Genomic DNA, 20,510 nt, shown 5'->3' with positions numbered 1-20,510 from the left:
TTTATTATGGCTAATATAGATCTGAATCTTATTCGCACTTTTGTAATGCTTTACGACACTCGAAGTGTGACCATAACAGCGGAACAACTCTTTGTGACTCAACCATCGGTTAGCTATGCACTATCGAGATTGAGAGACATATTTAAAGACCGCCTATTTATCAAAACAAAAGGTGGTATGGAGCCCACGGCAACGGCTCTACAACTTTATGATGAGTTAAACCAATCCCTCAGCAAGATAGAAAATACCATAGCCAACGTGCTGCATTTTGATCCTGCTCAGTCGCAAAAACGTTTTTGTGTTGCCATGACAGACTTAGGCGAAATGGCGCTGCTTCCACCTATTTTTGCCCGCTTGCAAAAAGAAGCCCCTAATGTCGAAATGGAAGTCGTACCGCTTGAAATAGATAAAGTGGATGAATGGATGTCATCAGGAAAGATCGATGCTGTGATATGCAGCAGGCAGCTAAATAATCAAAATATCGAACGCCACATCATATTTGAAGAGCGCTATGTCTGTATTATCAATGAAAAATTTGCACCACTGAGCCATGAATTAACCATGCTGCAATTCATGTCACACAAGCACGCTTTGGTTACTCGAAGTCAAGGGCATGGCGCCACAGAAGAAGTTCTTTCACGTTTAGGAGAAAAACGTAAAGTCAGTTTAGAAGTATCTCACTTTTCAATTTTGCCATCAGTTCTAGCAAAAACCGAACTAATCGCAATACTGCCATATAAAATTGCCACCTTCTTTTCTGAAAGTAATCCGCTGAAAATATACGAATTACCTTTTACAGTACCCGCTTTTGAAGTCGCTTTACACTGGCAGTCTCGTCACAACCAATCCTTGTCTCATCGTTGGTTTCGCAACCTTATAGCCAATGCCTTATCTGACCCTCAAAGTCACTAAAAAAGGCTAATTAGCCTTGTTTAGTGACAATAAAACGATAACATCGCTAAGTTGGGATGCCTTTTTTAAAGCGTTCAAGCAATTTAGTACGATAGCTCGACCTCATCGCAGACCCCCAAGGCTTTTTAAGGTTAGTCGAGCATATTACGTAGCACGTACTGTAAAATGCCGCCATGCTTGTAGTAATCCCACTCTTTAGGCGTATCGATACGTACGTCGGCACTAAAGCTGACTTTTTTACCCTCGCTATTCGTCGCGACTAGGGTTACGTCATCGGTTTTATCGTGCAAGCCATCTACATCAAATTGCTCTTGCCCTGTTAAACCAAGTGATTCATAGCTTTCGCCGTCTTTAAATTGCAGGGGCAAGACACCCATACCAATTAAATTAGAACGGTGAATTCGCTCATAACTTTGTGCTACGACGACCTTTACACCTAATAACAGTGAGCCTTTAGCGGCCCAATCACGCGATGAGCCTGTTCCGTACTCTTTACCTGCTAAAATAATAAGCGGCGTATTATTTTCTTGATACGCCATTGCTGCATCGTAAATACTGGCTAAGTTATCGTCGGGTTGAGTGCGAGTAACGCCGCCTTCAGTGCCCGGTGCAAGTAAGTTTTTAAGTCTTACGTTGGCAAAGGTTCCGCGCATCATCACTTCGTGATTGCCTCGGCGAGAGCCATAAGAATTAAACTGCGCTTTTTCTACGCCATTTTCTTGCAAGTATAAACCGGCAGGGGAATCGGCCTTAATCGCACCAGCCGGAGAAATATGGTCGGTGGTGACTGAGTCACCCAGTTTGGCTAAACAGCGTGCTCCTTTAATGCTTGGAATGCCCGGAGGATCGATACTCATGTCATCAAAAAAGGGGGCCTTTTTAATATAAGTTGACGCATCGTTCCAGTCGTAAAGTTTGCCATCCGGTATTTGAATTTGCTGCCAGTGGCTGTCGCCTTCGTATACGTTGGCGTAGCTTTTTGCGAACATTTCTTTAGTAACGGTTTCTTTAACCAGATCGCTGACTTCTTTGACACTTGGCCAAATGTCTTTAAGGTAAACATTTTTGCCGTTGGCGGCTTGCGCTAGAGGCTCCTTATATACGTCTATATCAGTACGACCGGCAATGGCATAGGCAACAACAAGCGGAGGCGAGGCTAAAAAGTTCATTTTAACGTCTTGGTGAATACGCCCTTCAAAATTTCGATTGCCTGATAAAATAGAGCTAACGATGAGTTTGTGTTTTTGGATGGCATCGGATATTTCACTCGCTAATGGGCCCGAGTTACCAATACAGGTGGTACAACCATAACCCACTAAATTAAAGCCAAGACTTTCTAAGTCCTCCATCAACCCTGCTTTTTCTAAGTAATCTGTTACTACTTTAGAGCCTGGCGCCAATGAGGTTTTAACCCAAGGTTTTACATTAATACCCAGTTGTTTCGCTTTTTTGGCAACCAAACCAGCCGCTAAAATAACACTTGGGTTTGATGTGTTTGTACAGCTAGTAATAGCCGCAATAACACAGGCCCCGTCGTTTAACTCAAATTCTTGGCCTTTGAATTTAACTATGGCAGCGCCCTTAATTTGCGCTTCATCAACGGACTCATTAGGGCTAGTTACTGGGCCTTCATTTTCTATGCGTGCTTGCCCTTCACTACTTTTATCGTGACGAGCCATACGTTCATCTTGAAAGTCTTTTAGATGATGGCGAATAACGTCACCCGCTTTATCAAGAGCTATTCTGTCTTGTGGACGCTTAGGTCCTGCAAGACTTGGTACAACATCATCAAGTTTTAACTCAAGTGCATCGGTGTAATCAGCTTCATCACCATTGTTGCGCCACAGACCTTGGTGTTTAGCGTAATTTTCAATGAGTTTAAGTTGCTCTTCATCACGGTTTGTTAAACGAAGATAGCTAATAGTTTCATCATCAATGGGGAAAATACCACAAGTCGCACCGTACTCTGGTGCCATATTGGCAATGGTGGCTCTGTCAGCAAGCGGTAAGTCAGCAAGGCCATCACCGTAAAATTCCACAAATTTACCGACTACGCCGTGGTTACGCAGCATTTCGGTGACGGTAAGGACTAAGTCTGTGGCTGTGGTGCCCTCTGGTAGGCGGCCACTCAACTTAACACCGACAACCTGAGGGATAAGTAAACTAATAGGTTGACCCAGCATAACCGCTTCAGCTTCAATGCCGCCAACACCCCAACCTAGTACACCTAAACCATTAATCATCGTCGTATGAGAGTCCGTGCCCACCAGTGTATCTGGGTACGCAAACTTTTTGCCGTGACGGTCTTCATTAAACACAACACGGGCTAAATATTCTAAATTGACTTGGTGCACAATACCGGTGGCTGGTGGCACTACTTTTAGATTGTCAAAGGCAGTTTGACCCCAACGCAAAAATTCGTAGCGTTCTTTGTTTCTTTCATATTCAAGTTTTGCATTTAGATCAAACGCACCATTATTGCCATAACCATCCACTTGTACTGAGTGGTCAATAACAAGTTCGACGGGAGAAAGTGGATTGATTTTTGCTGGATCGCCGCCCAGCTTTTCCATCGCGTCGCGCATTGCGGCTAAATCAACAATGGCAGGCACACCCGTAAAATCCTGCATGACTACGCGTGCCGGTGTAAAGGCGACTTCTATTGCGGGTTTGGCATGTGGATCCCAATCCAATAACGCTTGAATGTCTTGCTCTTTAACATTCACGCCATCTTCATTGCGAAGTAGATTTTCGAGTAATATTTTTAAAGAAAAGGGCAATCGTTTTGCTTTGTCGCCAAACCCCTTGAGAGAATGAATGTGAAATTGCTCATCATTAACAGTGAGCTGTTGTTGAGTGTCGAAACTATTGTTCATTATTTTCTCCTTATGACAATTGGATAAATATTTTTAAACGAACCTCTATTGTTTTTTTTAAAGCTGAAAAATACATAGCAGCGTAAAACAGTCTGACATGAATCTAGATTAGGTGCGAATAAGTTTTCTTAACTTCAAGCTTTCAAAAGAGTCGTCAATTAATGGACTTTCCAGACTTTACTAGACACCTATTAACGTTAAAATCTAGTTTTCCAAAAAAGTTGCATTCAGCTAGCCTGAGTCATAAGGTTGGTACTAGAAGCAAGCTATTACTGTATTAACAAACTAATAATGGAGCGTCACCATGGTATGGACCCACTTTTGTAGACATCTCATAGCTATATAATAATAGGTAAAGATGAGGTGAATTATGAGTGGGAAACGCTATACCGAAGAGTTCAAAATTGAAGCCGTTAAACAAGTAACAGAGCGTGGTTATAAGATTGCTGAAGTGGCTGAGCGACTTGGCGTTAGTTACAAAAGTATGCATGATTGGATTGCTCGATACCGCAAACCTGAAGCAAGTCGAAAAGCGGAAGATTCCGCTCAGTCAGAGATCCAACGGCTCAAAGCGGAGCTTCAGCGGGTGACCGAAGAGAGGGACATTCTAAAGGAGGCCGCCGTGTACTTTGCCGGGGAGTCAAAGAAAAGTACACGTTCATAAAATCACGGCTCAACGACTATTCTATTGTTGTCTTATGTCGAACACTGCAAGTCCATAGGAGCGGTTTTTACGCTTGGCTGGACCGCCCAAAAAGTCGACGAGAACAAGAAGATGACCAACTTGCCGTTACGATTAAAATGCATTGGCTTGAGAGTGGTTGTGTTTACGGCTACCGCAATATCACCAAAGACCTAAAAGGAGAAGGTAAGTCTTGTGGAAAGAATCGAGTGCTAAGAGTGATGCGCCGTGAGGGCCTAAAAGCGCTCATAGGCTACAAACGTCACCCTGTTTTTTATAGTGGCGCTGAGCGTAACACAGCGCCAAATACACTAAATAGAGAGTTTATTGTCCCAGAGCCAGATCAAGTCTGGGTAACTGATTTTACGTATATCCGGACAAAAGAAGGCTGGCTTTACGTCACCGTCGTTGTGGATCTATTTTCTAGATTGATCGTAGGGTGGTCAATGAGATCAAGAGCAACAGCGGAGTCGGTTATTGATGCTTTACTCATGGCTATTTGGCGGCGACGTCCCACAAAAAAAGTACTGGTACACTCTGATCAAGGCGCTCAATATACCTCGAAAGATTGGCAAACCTTCTTAAAAGATAATAATCTGGAAGCCAGTATGAGCCGTCGTGGTAATTGCCATGATAATGCCGTTGCGGAAAGCTTTTTCTCATTGTTAAAAAAAGAAAGAGTACGCAATCGAACCTATCAAACAAGAAGCGATGCTCGTTCAGAGATTTTTGATTATATCGAGTGCTTTTATAATCCAAAGCGACACCATGGATCCAATGATGGATTATCGCCACTGCAATATGAAAAGCGATATTTTACGGAGCTAGAAACTGTCTAGGAAACTGGGTCCATACCACCAATGGGATCTGACAATACTCATAAAAACAAACTAAGTATTGCGAACTTTGCAGCTATAAAAACAGCCATAGCAAATAACGAAGAACAATTGCTAAAAGAGTTATTAGCAGACCAAGCGATGCAAGACCTTGAAAAAAACTACCTCATTGACTTAGCAAAACTAAGTAACAACCTCATTATTTTAAAGCTACTTGAAGATATTCCTGAAAAAGTATAGGTCAAATCAGTAAAAATCTTAGTGGTTATATCCTAACCAGCGTCAACGATATTTTCATATGATTTCCATTGCGCTGTTGTTTTTCAAGTACCTACCTTCAACACAACTAATCATAAGTATCTTGTAGATTTTCGAGGTTAAAAAAAAGTACTTTAAAGAGTAATAAAAAGGGGATCATTATAGAGTTAATTTGATCTTTACACCCTTATCGTCCCTACTGGGATGCGTTCAAAGATGCGTCACATCAAACTTGAACTCATGTTTAGCAAGAGGGTTAAAACCCAATGGTACAGTTTCATTCGCTAGCCAGTACCGTTTAATATACAGTAGCACTACAGATACACTTCAGCCGCTAGCGGTTCATTTCCGCTACTGCCTGAAAAGCTATTCCGCCAGCACCCGAAATTTCCTGATCAACCACTATCAGTGATGTATCTAACCATCGGCGTGATGATGGCTTTAGTCGGTGCTGTACATGCAACAACCAACAAGGTGTCAGTCGGCGCGGTGTGCTCACACCAGCTGATCGACCGGAATCTGTGAAGGGGCTTAGCCTAGTCGTATAAATGCGATAAAATAATACTAATCATGGAACAACACATATAAGTATTTATGATTACCAAAGACACCCAGTCATGACTTCCTGCAACCTAAATAACCTCCGCAGTTATCTGCGGTAATGCTAGAATTTTTCTTGTAAACCAATAAACAAGGATAATTTAATTTGCGTTATGTAGTCGAAGTGCCACGCCTGTTAGCGTGAATTCTCAACAAAGCTAACACCACTATTATAGAACTTATTCAGATGCCTAAGATGCCCAACGACTCTAAAAATGTATTGCAGCGTGGCTTAGAAAATATTCACCATCCATTTTCCAACTTCATTCGTGCCCAAACAACCTCTAGCCTGTTACTTCTGCTGTCCACAGTCGTAGCCCTTTGGTGGGCAAACTCAGCTTATTCTTCTACCTATTTGAATTTGGTACACACACCGATTGGCCTAATTTTGGGTGAGTTTGAACTGCAAACGTCACTTAAGCATATTATTAATGATGGTTTAATGGTGATATTTTTCTTACTGCTTGGGCTTGAAATTAAGCGCGAAGTGCTTGCCGGAGATCTCGCTAATCCAAACAATAGACGCATGCTGATTTTTTGCGCCTTAGGTGGAATGGTGTGTCCGGCTGTGATTTATTCATTGTTCAACTGGTCATTGGATTCACAAACCGGTTGGGGTATACCTATGGCAACTGACACCGCATTTGCACTGGGTGTATTGACCATCGTGAGAAAAAAAATCCCCGTTAGCTTGTTAGCATTTATTGTTGGCCTCGCCATCGTCGACGATGTCGGAGCGATACTTGTCATCGCAATATTTTACACTCATGAAATATCTATAATATATCTGGCGAGCGCATTTGTGCTTCTTGCTTTTTTGGCGCTAGCTAACTATGCAAGCGTAAGACAACCGCTTTTTTATATCATCGGAGGTGTCGCAACTTGGTGGATGATGCTCAAGTCTGGCGTTCATCCCACAGTAGCCGGGGTCGCCATTGCTTTGACGGTGCCTGCAAGACCAAAGCTAACATCAGAAAAATCGCTTGATAAGGCAAAATCAATAATCAGCTCTATACAGAAAAAAACACATGAAGTGGACGTTCTTGGCCGAAGTGAAGACCACGAGCAGATACAGAAGGTTCGAGATCTATCTGAACGAGCCAGTACCCCCTTGCGTCGATGGGAAGATGCATTGGACTTGCCGGTAGCATTATTCATATTGCCACTGTTTGCACTGACCAATGCTGGCGTAGTATTTAGCATAAGTTCATTTATGGATAGCATTCAGCACCCCGTTGGACTAGGGATCCTTACTGGGCTTGTACTCGGTAAATTTATTGGCATTTCTGGCGCTTGCTGGCTAGGCCTGCGCTACAATATAGGCAGTTTGCCGGCTGGCATTAATTTTAAACACGTTATTGGAGCTTCATTGATTGCAGGGATTGGCTTCACCATGTCCACATTTATTGCCACGCTGGGATTTGATGTGCAGCCTAATCAACTTCATATTGCAAAAACATCGATCTTAATTTCTTCGGTTCTTTCCGCATTTCTTGGTGTGTTATATATCTGGATCATTTCTTCAAAACAACATAATGAGGTAGCTGAGGATCTCTAACCCTCAGCGCCACAAAACCGGGAAAAAATTTAAAGCCATGATGCTCCTTAACATTTTCACCGCTTTTATTGATCAAATAATCTATTACCTATTACGCTAATTCAACGCTAGTCCACTCCTTTTAACAGACCATAAATATCACTTTCGGTCGTTAACACTAACGTGGTATTGGCGTCAATTACACTTCTATAGGTTTCTAGCGTCTTAACAAAGGTATAAAGTTCTTGTGAGTACTTCGATTGATTATAAGCCGATGTATAAATTGCTGTTGCCTTTGCATCAGCAACACCTTGGATAGTTTGAATTTCTTGATAGGCCTCAGACTCTATACGTTGGAGCTCTTTTTCCTTACTACCTATAATTTTTGCTGCCTCGCCAGCTCCTTCGGAACGAAATCGTTCAGCGATTTGCTGTCGCTCACTAATCATTCGCGCGTATATTTTTTGCCTAACACTTTCATTATAATTAATGCGTTTAAATCGAATATCTAACAATTCGATTCCAAATTCTGATAATTTCCCTGATGCCGCCTTATAAATATCTTCTTCTATTTGACGACGCCCCCTTTTTATCGTTAAAAGCCTACCCCTATCAGCATTGACCAAAAGTGGATCAACCTCCGATTCTCTTCCCTTGGTCGTACGAATAATCTCTATTAGCTTATGCTTAGCAACAGCATTACGCGTCTCACCCCCTAGAATATCATCTAACCTTGATTGGGCGCTTCGCTCATCTCTTAATCTTAAAAAATACTGAAGAGGGTCTTTTATGCGCCACCGACCAAACGTATCAACTGTGATATACAGCTTATCCTTTGTTGGCATGTCATTAGCGACCCCGTCCCATAATAGAATTCTTTTTTCAATTCGGTTAGCTTTTTGAATAAAAGGTACTTTTATCTTTAGGCCAGCGTCATTATCAATGCCGCCAACCGGTTTCCCAAACTGGGTAATAATAACCTGTTCCGTTTCATTGACACGATACAACGATCCGTACCCAGCAATGAGTAAAATTATAAAAAAAGCAATGGCGACGTAGATATATTTTTTCATTTAACATCTCCTTTAATTTTATTCAGCTGTAACAGTGGCAATATCGACGCTGCTTTGTCGTCGAGTACAACCTTGTTGGTCACCTTGGGGAGGACTTCTGCCATCGTTTCTAGATACAATCGACGCTTAGTGACTGCCGGAGCTTTTATATACTCTTTAAGTAACGCATTAAATTTATTCGAATCCCCTTCAGCTTCGTTAACGCGCTGTATAGCGTAGCCTTCTGACGACTGTACTTTCTGACTTGCTCGCCCTTTTGCTCTAGGAATCGCTTTATTATATTCACCCCGAGCAACATTGATCACCCGCTCTCGCTCTTGCTTTGCTTCATTAACCTCATCAAATGACGCTTGCACCAGCTTGGGTGGATTTACATTTTTCAGCTGAACCTGATCAATGCGTAAGCCCATTTCATAAAGACTGGTAACCGCTTGCATTTTTATCTGAGCACTAGCTTCAATGTCCTGTCTACCAATGGTAAGTACTTCATCCACTGTTCTATCGCCGACAACCTCTCGCATTACCGATTCTGATATGTCACGAAGCGCCGCGCCCGGATCCCGTACTTTAAAAAGGAAATCAAAGGCATTTACAATCCGAAATTGAATAACCCATTCCACTAAAGCTGTATTTAAATCGCCAGTGACTATCGTTGTTTCCAACTTCCACTCCTTTGGATTTGCTATTTGCTCTGTGAACGTTGCGCCAGGCGTACCAAAACCAAACTCTTCTTTCAGCTGCCTTTTAATTGGTACCTCAATAACGCTATCGACACCAAAAGGAATTTTAAAATGTAAACCCGGATCAACCGCATATTGATACTCGCCGAAGCGCTGCACGATACCAACAGATTCAGCAGAGACGGTATAATAACTGCTGTAACCGATATAGAGTACCAAGGCTATTACAATGCTCATGCCTATTTTTTTCGGCGTAATGGGTATATCCGGTAATTGAAAATCTGTCTTATCCATCAATATTTCCTTTTAAATTTTATTAATTTTTGGTGAATGTTTACACAATTCATATTCTTTAATACGAACAGGCATAATATTAAAATGATTGAGGGGAATATCGGAGAAAAAAGCTTAAAGGCTACGATTTCAGTGGTCGATACAATATCATCAGAAACTGTGTTCTGGTCAAAACAGTCGTTTTAGTCATTATTGCTTACTCAGCTACTACATATACGAACGTACGTTTTTTTTGCTTGATAATTCTATGAAAAATTAAGATGAGTACAGACGTGATGATTATTTAAGTAAACATAGGAAGAACAGATATAACACGTAACGCTTTCAATAGTAACCTTGTTAATTTTTACAACATTTAGACTGACGATGTCCTATAAGGATTTTAAATACAACGTATGGATTTTAAATACAACAGAACGATTTTACACACTAATTAATAATGGACTGCCATATAAAAACATTATCTACTGAAAACTTAATGAACAATATTTAATCACAAATTTATTTTCGTACTATTAAACCTCAAGCCCTAACTTGATGAAAATTTGAACGAGCCAGATGCAATGTAAAATAGTCACTGGAACGCTCGGTAACTAAACCAAATGGATGCCCGCCCCCTAACCAGTGAATGTGTGTGTTACCGTATAGCCTTACCCAAGAAACGGAGGCACATATGCTTGAACGCCTGCAACGCCGATTGGGACTGCAGATTATACTGGGGGTGTCTTTCACCTCGGCAGGTATAGCTGCGCTTTTCGTTATCCTCGCGGTTCCGTTTGACGAAGTCGTTGCCGAAAGTTTCGGGGGTTAACTGGGTGGGTAGCTCGCGATTTGCGGTTGGTTCAACATTGCTCCGTTAGTGCCCATTGTTATTCTTGATCAGCTTGGCATTCAGCCACTATGGTAACATCCGCCTGGGCGCTGACGACAGCCGCCCCGATTACTCTAATCTCACCTGGTGGTATGGACCATTTTTGCTGTGCCGAGGCTTGCTATGGCTTACTTTTTCCTATCACCATAACTTACCCATGCGTATTAGTAATCTGTTCTATCCAATCCTCTGGGAACGCACGTTCAGCCCTGGGGCTGGACAGTAATGTGATCGCCGCAACTCTGTTACTGGCTGGCTGGCGGGCTAGATGCCCTGCAAAACGTGATTACCTCTCTCGGCCTACCCTTCTGCTTTCTTCTAGTTTTTATGACTGTGGCACTTTTTAGAGCGCTCCGGGCAGATTCTAGGGGGTACAGCATGAATGAATTGGTCCAGGGAAGAGCTTTTCTAAAGTAGTAACCACCTCTGAAACCAAATAAGAGAACGACTATGTATCAGAAACTGTTGATTGCTATTGATCCCGAAGACGACGGTGAGGCTAAGTTTGCTCTGGCGACGGCCATAAGCATGCTACCTAAGGGCGGTGAGCTCCACCTTGCCAGTATTTACAGTCCTGGAGATAGCGGTTTTTTCCGTACGTTACCTCCATCACCCCGGAGCAGAAGAAGGCCGAGGTTAAGGAGTCACTTAATCTGCTTGTGCACAAATAATTACCTTTTAATCTTAACGTGAGTCTGTATGTGGTGGCGGGCAGCGCCGGTGAAACACTAGTAGACTTAGCAGGTCAGCTCTGTGCCGATCTGTTGATTTTGGTATCCCGTGGAAGTAACAGTCACTGGCCCCTACGCAAAGTAACTGTGGAGTATATTTCGGTGAATGCACCATGCCCCTTACTTGTGTTGCCGTTACTGGAGAAGGCAGCCTCTTAAGCTAAAATCGAAGAGAGTTATTGAAAAGCCGCACAATGACCATTAATTACTAGATTAATAGATATCTCTTATTTTAGATGCCTAAACACTCCCAAGTGAGTGCCAATATCCATCACCAAATAAAATATGATTTCAAACGCAGGAAATTAAATCAAAAAATGAATTAAGGCTGCCTGAACACTATTGCCTTAAGCTTTCTGCGGAAGCAAACCTATATCTCCAGCAAAAAGAAATATTGAACATTTTCACCTAAGAGCAGGAGCTAAATGAAATAGCGACAACGATAAATACAAATAAAAAATGCCCTTCATTTCAGCCATCTGACTAGTTAAAGCAAATAATACTGCAACGATCAAGCTCAGTGAATTTCTTGCGTATTCATTGCTCTTCTTTTGGGTATTTTCGGAGTCGCTTGTCTGAGCGTTGCCACCTTAATCATTTGAATTTAAAAATTCTTTGGCTTTCGCTATAGAATAATTTACGGCTTGGGACAATTCGAGTTTTGGCGGCATAACCAATTCATCTGGATCGACATGGACATCAAGCACACAGGCATCGGTGCTAGTAAACGCTTCTTTCAATGCATCTACTAACTGTTCAGGGCGACTTACACTCCAACCTTTACCACCACATAAGCGAGCAAACTCGGCAAAATCTGGATTTTTTAATGACGTTTTATAGTCAGGATAACCACTACTTTCTTGCTCGAGTTGAATTAACCCCAACTTAGCATTGTTAAAAATAATAACCTTTATTGGTAATTTTCGATTGACTGCCGTAATAAAATCTTGCATCAACATGCTAAACCCACCGTCACCGATAAGTGCTATCACCTGCCGCTCAGGGAATTTTAATTGCGCGCCTATCGCACCAGCCATACTAAATGCCATCGTAGCTAAGTTTCCCGAGAGGGTAAATAATTGTTGTTCAGTAACCGGCAAATGCCGTGCGACCCACGCGGTCACAGTACCTGTGTCACAAAGAAATATTGCATCTTTGTTCGCAAGCTCCCCAACTGAACGTGCTAGGAGCTGAGGTTTTATTGGCGTGTCTTGCAAATTTTCCTTTTTACCTTGCTCTCTTGACCATTTCATTTTCTGGTGACGACATTCGGTGAGAAAACTGTCGTTATCTTTTTGAGCTAAATCGACAACTAGTTGGTCAAGTACCTCACTTACCTCTCCTACTATTGATACATCAACAGGGCAACGTCGACCTATGTGTCGAATATCTTTATCCACCTGAATGACTTTCGCATTTTTAGGATAATATTCTTTGTAGGGAAAATCGGTACCCAGCATTATAAGTAAATCACAATTCTCTATTGCCTCAAGAGATGGTCGGGTGCCGAGTAAGCCAAGCCCACCTAAGGAGTATTCATGCTCATCCGGCAGTAGTACTTTTGCTTTCAACGACCTTATAAATGGTGCATTACATTTTTTCAACAATGTAAGTAGCTGTTGACGCGCTGAAATAGCGCCAATACCCGCCAGAACAACAACTTTTTCAACCTGCTCAATTAAGCTAAGCGCATTGTTTAATGTTGACGCTAAAGGTTTTGTATTACCCGTTTCAGTGCCCGCTACTGGATGACAGCGAATATTTGCTTCTACTTGCTCCGTGGCAACGTCCGCTGGCAACGCAATATGAGCCACTCCCTTTTCAATTAGCGCACTATTACACGCTTGCTGTATAATCTCGGGGGCACTATCAGAGGCAAACAACGTTTGATTAAATACAGCCACATCGGAAAACAGAGCCGTTGAATTGATTTCTTGATGCGAATGGTTGCCAATTTCGGAACGTGGCAACTGTCCCGTTATTGCAAGGACAGGCGCGTGGTCCAATTTCGCGTCGTACAACCCGTTAAGTAAATGTATAGCGCCTCCTCCAGCGGTACCAACACAAACAGCAAGTTTACCTGTTAACTTTGCTTGAGCTGATGCGGCGAATGCCCCGGTTTCTTCATGACGAACTTGTATAAATTCGACTTTTCCATGACGCCGTATTGCGTCCATCAAATCATTAATCGCATCGCCTGGAATACCAAAGACATGTCGGACACCGTATTTATAAAGTGTCTCCACGATGTGATCGACAACTTTGTGTGTTTTTGTTACAGCCATAAATAACTCTCCAGTCCTAAATAATCTTGTCGATATGCTATTAATAATGGTGTTCGATATTGCAGTTTGCCTTCAATAGCCAAACCAACTGCTCTTCACTATTTTCTATCGAACCTTATCAAGCAAGCTCTCTGCACCTCCAATACCTTAAAGGAGAAATACTATGGAGACAAATGGGGGCATGTTGACCGTATGTTCATCGTAAGCGTCGGTCTGGTTTTAATCGACTGCACACCTTCTTATGACACATCACTCGCTAAAATGGCGCTGGTGATAGCCAACTAGGGGTATTAACAGCAAGTGTATTAGATGCGAAGCTAAAGAATGATTTTGATCCCCCTCGGTATTTTTATAGGCACGTCTTCTGATTAATAAATCTGGTAAGATTGCGGACAATGTATTGAAACGTCAATTAAACCCTAACACACAACATAAAGTGTAGTTCAGCAACATCGTATATGTCAGGACTCATGGAGGTTTTTTGCGCATGACTGCAGTATCAGATTTGCTCTCGACGTATTGTGGGCTGGTCGTTGAATAAAGTGATGGACCGGCATTCTGTCATGAATGCTTTATTGATGGCTGTCTGATAGAGAAAGTCTAGACACAAAGTATTGGTACACAACGATCAGGATAACCAATATATGAGTGCTGATTATTTGGTTTTTATGAAGACACATAATTTGGCTCCGTCAAGGAAGTTCTCTGGACTTGCCAGAATTTGATAGCGCGACTAAGGTGGCGAATCCTGCTAGGTCACCTACGCTGCCAGCAAGTTAAACTGTCTTAGTTCTAATTTCGAATTTCCTTACAATTGCCTTCGTTTAAACTGAGAAAATCCATCAAACATACTGCCCAGCACAATACCCACTCGCCCAAGCCCACTGGAAGTTGTAGCCACCTAACCAGCCAGTCACATCCAACGCTTCACCAATAATGTATAGGCCATTTTGTTTTTGCGATTCAAAGGTTTTAGAGGACACTTCATTGGTATTGACGCCGCCTAACGTCACTTCAGCGGTTCGGTAGCCTTCCGTTCCATTAGGCGCGATATCAAAATGAGTAAGGTAATGAAACAGGTTGTCTATCTGTTCGTTTGAGGTTTGCGCACTGCGCTCTGTTAACCAAGGAAATTCTGTTTTGATGGTGTCTACTAAACGCTTTGGAAGCAAGCTTGATAAGAAACCTTCAAAGCTTTTCTTCGGGGTACTCTGACGCACATCTATTAGCTCCTCCAATGATAAGGTCGGAGAAATATTGATACTAAGCGCTTCGCCAGGTTGCCAAAAATTGGTAATCTGAAGAATAGAGGGACCACTGACACCGCGATGAGTGAACAACAAAGGCTCTTGAAATGTAACGCCATTGGCTGTCGCGGCGATATCACAGGCGATTCCAGAGAGCTCAGCAAGTTGGGCTTTACGATCAGGCTGCACGGTAATCGGCACTAAACTAGCACGTGTTGCTAAAATATTATGGCCTACTTGTTTAGCAATGTCATAACCAAAGCCTGTTGCGCCCATGCTTGGTATCGATAAGCCACCTGTCGCGACAACAAGCGACTCGCAAATAAAATCACCTTGGTTTGTTTTTACCACTGTGTGGCCATCTTGAAAATCGATATTATGGATTTTAGTGTTCAGCTTAAGTCTTGCTCCAGACCATTCTAATTCTGTTAGTAAGATATCGAGTAAGTCTTTGGCCGAGTGCTCGCAGAACAATTGTCCTGGTGTCTTCTCCACATAGTCCAATCCATGACGATCTACTAGATCAACAAAATCTTGTGACGAAAAACGACGTAGCGCCGAGATACAAAAATGCGGGTTGTCGGATAAAAAATGCTTGGGAGCCGCATCCATGTTGGTGAAGTTACAACGCCCCCCTCCAGACATAAGAATCTTTTTACCTGCTTTATTTGCATGATCCAACACCACCACGCTCTTACCTCGATAGCCCGCTGTTGCTGCACACATTAAACCGGAAGCACCAGCACCTATTACGACCACGTCAACTTTATCCACAACCTACCTCATCACTTATTTATGGCTGCATTATAGTGTCTAGCCCTTTTATTGCCATCGAATCTAGTAAGTTTCACGTTTAAAAAAATAAAAAAAAAGGCATAAAAACTTGTCCACAGAAACCGTTAAGAAGGCTGTGGGAATCATAAAAAATCACTTATTTTTCAATCAGATGAATAAAATCAAACATTATTTAATAATTTTTAAAAAACACCTACATCCTGAAAACCATAAAATATTTTTTAGAAAAGCAAACTGTTTTTTATAAATAGCGCTATACAAAATAACTGTTTATATATACAGTACTGTATAAACAACCAGTTAAATAATTCTAGGATGTGGATATGATTAAGCTAATGAGTCCTGTTCGTAATATTCAGAAAGTCGCACTTTTAGGTGTGATTGCTTTAGCCTTGTACGCCCCTGCAAAAGACCTAATTCAATACGTTGAAATGCATTTAGCAAGAGAAAATATTCAAATAGTAGACGCTTCTTTTGGAACTAATATGCCATGGCAAGAATCAAATTCGGCCTACCTAAAAGTAAGCCAGAATGCACAAGCAAGCTTATCCCGTTCTCAAATTATCTATACTAAATTACGCCTAACCAACCCAACTTCTGAGCCGAAGACATACCGTAAAATTTGGCTTAACTTTTCTCATGATAACGGCGATCAGGAATACACAACAGATTACACTTTATACAATACTGAAACACGTCAACGTCTAATTGGACACTCGATCCAATTAGGACCAGACAGTGCAATTGATGTTGTCGCGGCTTATCGATTCATACCAAGCTATAAAAATAAGTCGCCAATTAGTATGAGTGTCTCATGGGAAGGTCAAAACTTATTGAGAGAAAATGCTTGCCAATATAACCTTAAAACTGCGGCGGGTAATACTTTCCAATACCAGTGCGGTGATTGAGTTCTCCGCTCTAGAATTGTAAGGAATGTGCAAAAACACTCATTGATAATCGTTTTCATTTCTAATATCATGTTAATACAACATTCTATTGGAGCTTCAAACATGAAACGGTTATTTACCCCTATCGCAGTCTGCATTACAGGTGCGATGCTTACAGCTTGCGGTCCAGCTGCTGTAAAAAATGAATCCTCTACTGCTACAGCGGATTCTGTTGTCGTTCATTATGCCAATATTGCTGAGGCTATCTATAGTGATTCTTTAATGACAGCAAAAGCATTACGCTCTTCTATTAATGCTCTTCTAGCCGAACCAACTGAAGCTAATTTAAAAGCCGCTCGTACCGCATGGATTGCAGCTCGCGTTCCATATCAACAAAGTGAAGTTTACCGCTTCGGTAATGCTATTGTTGACGATTGGGAAGGCAAAGTTAATGCTTGGCCATTAGATGAAGGTTTAATAGACTATGTTGCTAAAGACAGCTATGGCTCAGAATCAGATTTGAACGCTCTTTACTCTGCTAATGTTATTGCATCAAAAAGCCTAATGATTGGCGGCGTGAAAGTTGACACCTCCAATATCACTCCTGAGCTTATCTCCAATACACTTCAAGAAGCCGATGGCGTTGAAGCCAATGTCGCAAGCGGCTACCATGCCATTGAGTTTTTACTTTGGGGCCAAGATTTATACGGCACAAACCCAGGCGCAGGTGAACGACCAGCAACAGATTTCGATCTAGAAAATTGCACAAATGGCAATTGTGATCGTCGTCGTGACTATTTAGTTGCAGCAACAGACTTACTCATTTCTGACTTAGAAGAAATGGCAAATAACTGGAAAAATAACGGCGACGCTCGCGTTGCGCTACTGGAAAAAACACCAGAAGAAGGTCTTTCTACTATTCTTACCGGAATGGGAAGCCTTGCATACGGTGAATTAGGCGGAGAACGTACAAAACTTGGCCTAATGTTACACGACCCAGAAGAAGAGCATGATTGCTTCTCTGATAACACTCATTGGTCACACTACTATGACGCGAAAGGCATTAAAAACGTCTATTTAGGCGAGTACAAACGTGTTGACGGTAGCTGGATAAAAGGCGCGTCTTTATCCAACCTTGTTGCCCAGAAAAATACGCAGCTAGACGCCGAGATGAAACAAAAGTTAGATGAAACAGAAAGTGCAGCACAAGCCATGGTAGATGCGGCAAAAAAAGGACAAACCTTTGACGTTCTCATTGCAATGAATAACACTAAAGGCAATCAGCTAGTACAAACGTTTGTCGACTCATTAGTGAATGAAACACGCACTACAGAAGAAATCATCCATCAGCTAAATCTTCAGGGCATCGCGCTAGAAGGGTCTGATAGTTTAGATAACCCAAGCTCGGTATTTGAATAATACTGTTATCCCTATAAAAACATGTAAATGGGATACCAGGAAGGATGTGTCATTTAGTCAGTTAATGGTATTTGTCTATTTATGACAGAAAAATTGAAAAGTATTACTTTTTTGATAGCTGGCGTTTACGTCAGCTTTTTTTGTTTTCAGAACGTAGCGATTGCTAGTGATTACTCATCTCCTCTTACTGGAATTGCGCTTGAAGACAAACTCGATTTTTATATTGGTGAAGCGGTATTCCAAAAATTTTGGGTGCCTTCTCCCTCTTCAACCACAGCCAGCGATGGTTTGGGTCCGCTTTATAACACTCGATCCTGCAATAGCTGCCATATAAATAATGGTAGAGGTCATGCTCCTGAAACGGGTGTAAGTGGCGCATCCGTTCCATCTTTTCTAATCCGTCTTGGCAAATCTTATAAAAATACCTCCCCTATTGCTGATTTCATTTATCCTAATATTGGTGATAAACATTATGGCCACCAATTCCAAGGACAAAGCTCCCCAGGCATTCTTCCTGAAGGGGATTACTATCTTACTTATAGTACACATATAGAGACACTAACTGATGAAACCAAGGTCGAATTAAGAACACCAAATATCCATTGGACTAGCTTGAATTATGGAGACTTTGAGGATAGTACAGATGTTACTCTTCTTGTTTCTCCTGCATTAGTCGGAATGGGTTTATTAGATAATATTCCAAGTGATATGATTATTGCCAATGCCGATCCTAGCGACAAAGATAGTGATGGCATCAGCGGTCGAGTGAGCTGGATACCCAATAGTAACGGTAACGAAAATATCCTCGGTCGTTTTGGTTATAAAGCTGCCACGCCCAGTATAACTGCGCAAAATCAGCTGGCATTCAATACTGATTTAGGCTTATCGACACCCCTTAACCCTTCGGCATCAGGTGATTGCACAGAATACCAAAAAACATGCATAGATAGCCCAAATGGTAACAGTACACATTTAGACAATTTAGAAGTTGATCAACAGCAATCAAGATTAGTAGATCTTTTTGTTTCATTGTCTTCACCACCTGCAATGCGCAATCTAAGTGATACGACCTTTCTTGAAGGGAAAAAAGTGTTTGAACAAAGCGCCTGTGCGAGCTGCCACATTCCAAAAATGAAAACAGGTGAAAGCTCAAGTTTTGCCATATTAAACAACCGCACTTTTTATCCTTTTACGGACATGCTTTTGCACGATATGGGACCAGGACTAGCCAGTGGGTTTCAAAGCTTTTCAGCCACCCCAAACGAATGGAGAACAGCACCTTTGTGGGGAATTGGTTTATCTGAAAAAACGTCTGGTAGAGTAGGCTTTTTACATGATGGTCGAGCTCGGACCATTGAAGAGGCCATTCTATGGCATGGCGGCGAAGCCCAAAACAGCAAAGAATATTATAAACAGCTAAACAAAGAACATCGAAAAAAACTCATCTACTTTTTGGAGTCGCTTTAATGACATATTTCCCCAAGCTAGTTGCTTTAGCCATTAGCGCCACAACTCCTTTACTCGCATCGGCTGGCCAATGGGAAGCCCCCCTTAATGGCATTGTTTCTAGTGTTATTACTCAAGGGTACGATTCCTACACAGAATCCTCAAAAGTATTACAACAACGCAGTGAGGCTCTTTGCGCTGCACCTTCTGAACAAGCACTTCAAAACGCTCAAGAAGCATTTCAAGCTAATGCACTAGACTGGCAGCAAGTACAATGGCTTAATTTTGGCCCTGTCACTTACTTTATGCGCTATTACGCTTTTGAATATTGGCCAGATAAAAAAGGGGTAACACAAAGACAACTTAGAGCCCTGAGTCAAGGCGATCCATCCGTCATGGATGCCCCTAAGTTCTGGACATCAGCCAGTATTGCTGTGCGCGGCTTAACCGCTGTTGAAAGCCTACTTTACCATCCAGATTTTGAACCCATACAATCCAGTAATCATTGTCGCTTACTTGAAAAGGTCACTGCACATCATTTTGAGAGTGCTGATGCCGTGGCAAAACAGTGGCAAGAAGGGAAAGCTGAGGACTGGGTTTTTGATGAAGAAGGCACAGGCTTTGACCCTGAGAAAGTGGCTTTAGAGCAATTTTTGCAACAATGGATAGAACACATGTCCGCTGTCAAAGACGCCAAGCTTGAAACTCCGATTGGCTACAATGGACGAGAAAATCTGAAGCTTGCCGAGTTTTATCGAAGCGACTTGTCACTTAAAGCCATACAAAAAAACTTACAATCTTATCGTGAAATCTATCACGCAGGATCTCCCTCTTTATATACAATGGCAAAGCAGACGAACCCAATCCTGGCGACACAGCTGGATGAACAACTCATACAAAATGTGAAACTTTCGCTCCAATTGCCCAATAATTTTTTCCATGCAGACCAGCCAAATAACGACCGTACTTCTATTGCAAGGCCTTTGGTGAAATCGATATCCAATAGTCAGTCCTATCTCGCCAGCCTTGTGACTCAGTTGGGGTTTCAAATTGGCTTTAATAGCAGAGATGGAGACTAGTG

At 42.0% G+C, this 20,510-nt stretch carries 14 protein-coding genes; 9 read left to right on the top strand and 5 right to left on the bottom strand.

The genetic code is table 11. The annotated features are described in order from the left end of the window. The first annotated feature begins 6 nt into the window (after positions 1–6). Positions 7–912 (top strand): LysR family transcriptional regulator, encoded by a 906-nt coding sequence (locus tag MP3633_RS08255; protein WP_176335183.1) that lies wholly within the window; start codon positions 7–9, stop codon positions 910–912. A gap of 131 nt (positions 913–1,043) precedes the next feature. On the opposite strand, the gene acnA is transcribed toward MP3633_RS08255, so the two are convergent. Further along, positions 1,044–3,788, bottom strand: a complete 2,745-nt coding sequence (gene acnA / locus MP3633_RS08250) for an aconitate hydratase AcnA (RefSeq protein WP_176335182.1) — start codon at positions 3,786–3,788, stop codon at positions 1,044–1,046. Positions 3,789–4,158: 370 nt separating this feature from the next. Here acnA and MP3633_RS08245 point away from each other — a divergent pair. From MP3633_RS08245 to nhaA, 3 genes are all read left to right on the top strand, one after another. After that, positions 4,159–5,309, top strand: a protein-coding gene (locus MP3633_RS08245) for an IS3 family transposase (RefSeq protein ID WP_176334288.1) whose coding sequence is annotated in 2 segments (ribosomal slippage) — positions 4,159–4,396 and positions 4,396–5,309 — 1,152 coding nt in all. Because the reading frame shifts where the segments join, the coding sequence is not laid out codon by codon here. Positions 5,310–5,330: 21 nt separating this feature from the next. Next, positions 5,331–5,546, top strand: a complete 216-nt coding sequence (locus MP3633_RS08240) for a hypothetical protein (RefSeq protein WP_176335181.1) — start codon at positions 5,331–5,333, stop codon at positions 5,544–5,546. A gap of 814 nt (positions 5,547–6,360) precedes the next feature. Next, on the top strand, positions 6,361–7,722 hold the full coding sequence (gene nhaA, locus MP3633_RS08235; protein WP_176335180.1) for a Na+/H+ antiporter NhaA: 1,362 nt from the start codon (positions 6,361–6,363) through the stop codon (positions 7,720–7,722). Between the two features lie 107 nt (positions 7,723–7,829). On the opposite strand, the gene hflC is transcribed toward nhaA, so the two are convergent. After that, positions 7,830–8,774 (bottom strand): protease modulator HflC, encoded by a 945-nt coding sequence (gene hflC / locus MP3633_RS08230; protein ID WP_176335179.1) that lies wholly within the window; start codon positions 8,772–8,774, stop codon positions 7,830–7,832. Continuing rightward, a complete protein-coding gene (gene hflK, locus MP3633_RS08225; RefSeq protein WP_176335178.1) occupies positions 8,771–9,748 on the bottom strand; it encodes an FtsH protease activity modulator HflK in 978 nt (325 codons plus the stop codon). The genes hflC and hflK overlap by 4 nt, the downstream gene beginning before the upstream one ends. 866 nt (positions 9,749–10,614) lie before the next feature. Here hflK and MP3633_RS19130 point away from each other — a divergent pair. Next, entirely contained in the window at positions 10,615–10,845 is a 231-nt protein-coding gene (locus MP3633_RS19130) for a BCCT family transporter (protein WP_176335177.1), read from the top strand. Between the two features lie 1,095 nt (positions 10,846–11,940). Here MP3633_RS19130 and MP3633_RS08205 read toward each other — a convergent pair. Continuing rightward, positions 11,941–13,635, bottom strand: coding sequence for a thiamine pyrophosphate-dependent enzyme (locus MP3633_RS08205; protein ID WP_176335176.1), 1,695 nt, complete (start codon positions 13,633–13,635; stop codon positions 11,941–11,943). Between the two features lie 842 nt (positions 13,636–14,477). Then, the gene (locus tag MP3633_RS08200) at positions 14,478–15,656 is read right to left on the bottom strand and encodes a BaiN/RdsA family NAD(P)/FAD-dependent oxidoreductase (RefSeq protein ID WP_176335175.1); all 1,179 of its coding nucleotides are present in this window, start codon (positions 15,654–15,656) and stop codon (positions 14,478–14,480) included. 344 nt (positions 15,657–16,000) lie between these two features. Between MP3633_RS08200 and MP3633_RS08195 the strand changes: the two genes are divergently transcribed. The 4 genes from MP3633_RS08195 (at position 16,001) to MP3633_RS08180 (ending at position 20,508) form a co-directional block, all read left to right on the top strand. Continuing rightward, positions 16,001–16,585: a hypothetical protein gene (locus MP3633_RS08195; RefSeq protein WP_176335174.1), complete on the top strand. Its 585-nt coding sequence runs from the start codon at positions 16,001–16,003 to the stop codon at positions 16,583–16,585. 102 nt (positions 16,586–16,687) lie between these two features. Then, the gene (locus MP3633_RS08190) at positions 16,688–17,983 is read left to right on the top strand and encodes an imelysin family protein (RefSeq protein WP_176335173.1); all 1,296 of its coding nucleotides are present in this window, start codon (positions 16,688–16,690) and stop codon (positions 17,981–17,983) included. 81 nt (positions 17,984–18,064) lie between these two features. Next, on the top strand, positions 18,065–19,450 hold the full coding sequence (locus tag MP3633_RS08185; protein ID WP_176335172.1) for a di-heme oxidoreductase family protein: 1,386 nt from the start codon (positions 18,065–18,067) through the stop codon (positions 19,448–19,450). Then, a complete protein-coding gene (locus tag MP3633_RS08180) occupies positions 19,450–20,508 on the top strand; it encodes an imelysin family protein (RefSeq protein ID WP_176335171.1) in 1,059 nt (352 codons plus the stop codon). Before MP3633_RS08185 ends, MP3633_RS08180 begins: the two co-directional genes overlap by 1 nt. The last annotated feature ends 2 nt before the right edge of the window (positions 20,509–20,510 follow it).

The sequence above is a fragment of the Marinomonas primoryensis genome (assembly GCF_013372285.1).
Taxonomy (GTDB): domain Bacteria; phylum Pseudomonadota; class Gammaproteobacteria; order Pseudomonadales; family Marinomonadaceae; genus Marinomonas; species Marinomonas primoryensis.
This window is presented reverse-complemented; position numbering and strand designations above follow the sequence as displayed.